Source organism: Vibrio sp. 10N.222.46.A1, from assembly GCF_041473595.1.
Classification (GTDB): Bacteria; Pseudomonadota; Gammaproteobacteria; order Enterobacterales; family Vibrionaceae; genus Vibrio; species Vibrio tasmaniensis_A.
Genome location: NZ_JBFRSN010001172.1, coordinates 1 through 4,777, shown reverse-complemented (window position 1 = coordinate 4,777; position 4,777 = coordinate 1). Strand labels below are relative to the sequence as shown.

At 42.3% G+C, this 4,777-nt stretch carries 3 protein-coding genes and 1 pseudogene; 3 read left to right on the top strand and 1 reads right to left on the bottom strand.

The window, feature by feature from the left end; genetic code table 11:
- Nucleotides 1-2,088: EAL domain-containing protein (locus tag AB4496_RS24935; RefSeq protein ID WP_372132496.1), on the top strand; the 2,088-nt coding region annotated here is incomplete at its 5' end.
- Between the two features lie 84 nt (nt 2,089-2,172).
- Here the strand turns inward: AB4496_RS24935 and AB4496_RS24930 are convergent.
- Nucleotides 2,173-3,159: a zinc-dependent alcohol dehydrogenase family protein gene (locus AB4496_RS24930; protein ID WP_009845796.1), complete on the bottom strand. Its 987-nt coding sequence runs from the start codon at nt 3,157-3,159 to the stop codon at nt 2,173-2,175.
- A 196-nt stretch (nt 3,160-3,355) separates the two neighbouring features.
- Between AB4496_RS24930 and AB4496_RS24925 the strand changes: the two genes are divergently transcribed.
- Nucleotides 3,356-3,631 carry a hypothetical protein gene (locus AB4496_RS24925; protein ID WP_009845795.1) on the top strand — a complete coding sequence of 92 codons (276 nt, stop codon included), beginning with the start codon at nt 3,356-3,358 and terminating at the stop codon, nt 3,629-3,631.
- A gap of 30 nt (nt 3,632-3,661) precedes the next feature.
- Nucleotides 3,662-4,777: pseudogene (locus AB4496_RS24920) on the top strand (B12-binding domain-containing radical SAM protein); the annotation flags it as partial.

Here is a 4,777-nt window from a genome sequence, read left to right as displayed (position 1 = left end):
TACTATAGTGATGAAATTCTAGAAGAAACGGCAACGAATATTGCAGAGAACTTTACTTCCCAAGCTCAGAGTCAAGCAGAACAAACGGTTGAGTACCTCTCAGATGCACTTTTTGATCCGATGTATTTTTATGATATCGATAATATTAACTCTATTTTAGAGCCTGCCTTTGAAAATAAAGATGTCATATTCATAAAGGTTTTTGATGCTAATGGTCTGATAGTTCATACAGGAGAAGATGTAGTACTCGGTTATGGCTCCAACTTGGATATGCCAAGGGTGCAAGAAAATGTCTTGAATAAGCAAGAAGCTTACACAGAAATCAATTCATCAGCACTGATTGTTGCGCGGCCAATCACGATGAATAAGACTCGGTTAGGTGGCATAGTGATGAGCTACTCCTTAAAGGCTGTGAAAGACGACATCGAGAAAAATAACACCATTATCAAGGATATTACTGAGTCAAGTCGAAGCTATAGCGCGGTGTTGAGCATAACCTTGACGATGTTCATGTGTCTGGTCAGCTTACTCTTTTCCATGTTATTAGCTAAGACGATGATTCGTCCGATTAATCAACTCCTACAACATTCGAAACGCATCAGTAAAGGGATTTTCCAAGTACCAAACAACATTCAGCGCAGTGATGAACTCGGAGAACTTGCTCAGGCGTTTGATAGTATGGATTCAAGCCTCAAGCAGCGGAATGAGGAAGTTGAGTTTTTAGCTTATAACGATCCACTGACTAAGTTACCGAATCGCTCTCAGTTTATTAAATGTCTTGAACGGTGTATTCATCGATGCAAACAGTCAAAAGAGGTGTTTGCGGTTTTTTTTATCGATTTGGACGAGTTTAAACGAGTCAATGACAACCTTGGGCACCAAGCTGGAGATGAGCTGTTAAGTGAAGTGGCTAAGACGTTAACTAACTCATTAAAAAAAATGGGGCAAATGACCACAAAGGAAGAGTCTCAATGCATGATCGCAAGAGTTGGAGGGGATGAGTTCTTACTCCGCTTATCAGGAGTTAAGACAAAGGAGACAGTATCTAAGTTTGCCTCTGATATTGTGTACTCACTAAAACAGCCTATTTACCTCAATTCCGTAGGTGAATCGGTAGTGGTTGGTGCGAGTGTTGGTGTTGCATTATTTCCTGATTCGGGAGACGCCTCTGAAGACTTGGTTAAAAGTGCAGATATGGCAATGTACAGCGCCAAAGAAAACGGCAAAGGTAGGTACTGTTTCTTCAACCAAAAAATCGAGCAGAAGATACTAGCAAGGGGAGTCATAGAAAAGGAGCTTAGAGCCGCTATCGATGACTTCTCTCAGTTTAGGCTCTTATATCAACCAAAGTTTGACCTGAAAGCAGGGCATGTCGTTGGAGTTGAAGCCCTGATACGTTGGCAGCATCCTACAAAAGGCAATATTTCTCCTATTGAGTTCATTCCTATTGCTGAAGCTACGGATATTATTCATACACTTGGTGATTGGATAGTAATGCAAGCCTGCAGAGATATTCAGGAGTGGGATTTAAGACATCACCTTCCTCCCGAATTTTATGTTGCGATAAACCTGTCTCCAAAGCAGCTCTATGGCGATAAGGCACTCCGAACATTCCAATATCAAACACAAAAACATCAAGTTGAAGTTACAAGGTTACATATAGAAGTAACCGAAACGGCCCTAATGTTTGATAAGGTAAGCGCAAAGAAAACGTTGGACGACCTTAGGAGTATGGGGATCAAAGTTTGGTTAGATGATTTTGGCACCGGATACTCTTCACTAGGGTTCTTACGAGAGTTCAATATTGATGGTTTGAAAATTGACCGAAGCTTTGTCAATGATCTTGAGTACGATATGAATGACCGAGCTTTATGTGCGGCAGTTGTTTCAATGGCTCACCAGCTAGGTATTAAGGTCGTTGCTGAAGGAATTGAAACAACTGTCCAGTCAAGCTTCTTAGCGCAATCGGACTGTGACTACGGACAAGGTTATCTCTTAGCCAAACCTATGTGTGCGGAAACGCTGTCGAAAAAACTTGAAACTGGGTTGAGCAAACCGAAACATACAAACGTTATTTATTTGAAGTGATTACGTCTTTTTAAACTCCCCCGTTTAACGCAGTGTTAGGAGGGTTACCTAACACGAGCGCAAGTTATCGCGATCAACGATGTACTAAGGAAGCAATATGATCTTGCCATCTAATCGTGTGGTTTTCGATTCAATAAGATCAATCGCGGTTTGCACTTCATCGAATGGCAGGTAGCGGTCGACGTCGAGCTGTATGTCGTTTGTGATGAAGTGATCTAGCATGGTCGTGAACGTATCACGGCGAACATCTTTACCTTCCGCTTCCTCCCAATAACGTAAGAAGAAGGTGCTGAAATCGATGTGTTGGCTTTTCGCGTACTCAAAGAAGCGTGGTTCGTAAAAATCCAGAGACAGCGTCCCATAGTTGATAAAGCGCCCGTTGTTGCCAAGGGTGTGAATAAGATCGGTTCCGGGTGAGCCGCCAATTGCATCAAAGGCAACGGTTGGCATCGGCAAGCCTAAAGCCTTAATTTGAGAAGCTAAATCGTCGTTTGCATCTAACACCCAACTGGAAGTGATTGGGTATTGTGTCGGCTGTGATGTAACGACAATGATTTTGAAGCCGAGTGATGCTGATAACTGGGAGAAGATCTTACCGATGGCTGAACTGCCCGCGTTGATGATCAACACATCTTCTTGGGTCAGCTTAGCCACTTCTGTCGTCAACACCCATGCAGTTAGCGCATTAATGTACAACTGACAGGCGTAGCCATTTTCTAGATGCTGAGGAATTTGGAACAGGTCATCAGGTGATACATCGACATAGGTCTGCCATGTTCCACTGGTTGCTACGAGCACTCGCTGATTTACCGCAAACTCAGTATGACTGGACTCTACAACTCTTCCTACCGCTTCAAATCCCGGTACTCTCGGCGGCTGGTGGCTATGTTTGTATTGGCCCACACCATAAATCGACAACAGATCACTAGGGTTGATGTTAGTCGCTTCAATTTGTACGCGAACTTTATCTTTGTCTAGCGCCCCTAAAGCGACATGTTCTAACTTGAGAGATTCTTTTGGCTGACCGAAACGGAACTGGCTAATTCGGGTATTTTGCTTAGTGTCAGTCATAGTTAGGGCACCTTTATGGATTATGAGTACTGCATTGATTTTAAGTGTAGCGTGTTCATAAACAATCTTGGGTCGCTAATATTGCTTAACATCGATGTTGTTGGCAATCGATTGTTTAAATTGAAATTAGTTAACCAAAAGTTGACCAACACCTATTTACAATGATTCCTAGTTTAATAACTGGGAGTTAAGAAAGATGAACGTGCCTGAAGTAATGTCTAAGTGGAAAACATTGCTGGCTCTGACCATGGCCTTGTTTGCTCTTAAGTTTCATCTACTTCTGATTTGGGGGTTATTTTGCTGGTTTTGGGGATGGGAAAATCTTCGCGCAAAAGAAGCCTTCTTTGTTGAACGTATTGAGCTAAAAGAACATCCAGTTTTGTTTACCTTAATCATCATCAGTTGGTTTGTGATGGGAGGGGTATATTTCTATATGGACAATAGAGTCTTTGAGTTTTTTAGCTCTTTGTAGCAAAGCAAAATTTAATAATTAGGATACGTTATGAAAATCTATTTAATTAAAGCGTCTGCTGGCAGCGATTACTCAAAATACAAAGCCTCTACGGGGGGACCTCCACAAAACATCTTTGCCGCCGCTGCTGCGACACCAAAGTGGTACAAGTTAGATATGGTTGATGAGACCATAGGTGCAAAAGCCGACCTTTATAATGATGCTGATTTGGTGGTGATATTTATGTCGACTCCAGATGCTTATCGGGCTTATGAGCTAGCTTCTAAATATAAGAAAAAAGGCAAAACAGTCATACTCGGGGGGTTACATACTCAGTTTAACTCTTTAGAAGCGGCAGTATATGCGGATTGTTTGGCGATGGGAGAAGTTGAGAACTACTGGGTTCAGTTACTCCGTGACGCTGAGTTTGGTTCGCTACAGCCTATTTATGAAAGCTCCGAGCCTGTCGATCTCAGTATGCTCAATCCATACCCAACAAATATCATCAATCCTGAAGCGTACAATTATACATGGTCAGTAGTTGTGACAAGAGGTTGCCCATTTAAATGTAACTTCTGTTTAGTGCCAAGGTTCTTTGATAAGTTCCAGAAAAGGCCAATCGAAAATATCGTCAGCGAGTTAGCGGATCTCAAGACATTAGGTATTGAGTGGGTTGAGTTACACTCCGACAATCTCACTCATGACCGTGAATATGCTTTGGCACTATTTAAGGCCATTGAGCCGCTTAACATGAGCTTCTATGGGGAAACGACAGTCTTGATTGCTCGTGACACCGAATTGCTTAGTGCTGCGGTGAAGTCAGGGTTCAAAGCTGTATTATTAGGCATAGAAACGCCATCTGAAGAGGCTTTAAAGGCTCAGAAAAAAGGCTTTGTGAAACCATCTAAAATGAAAGAGTACATCGCTGAGATAAGATCTCATGGTATTGAAGTATGGGGAGATTTTTTGTTCGGTTTTGATGAACATGACACTTCTATCTTCAAACAAACGCAGAAGTTCGTCGAAGATATCAAGGTTGATAAGGTGATCCCGCACTACATGATTCCGTTTCCCGGTTCGGAGTCTTTTAGTCAGCTAGAGCGAGAAGGACGACTTCTTACTAAAGTCCAAGTACGATGGTAGCCATCCGGTTTATCAGCCAAGTCG

Excerpts from the sequence above, each read along its gene's own strand:
- AB4496_RS24925 (WP_009845795.1), top strand. The coding sequence starts at position 3,356 with ATGAACGTGCCTGAAGTAATGTCTAAGTGGAAAACATTGCTGGCTCTG.
- AB4496_RS24930 (WP_009845796.1), bottom strand. The coding sequence starts at position 3,159 with ATGACTGACACTAAGCAAAATACCCGAATTAGCCAGTTCCGTTTCGGT.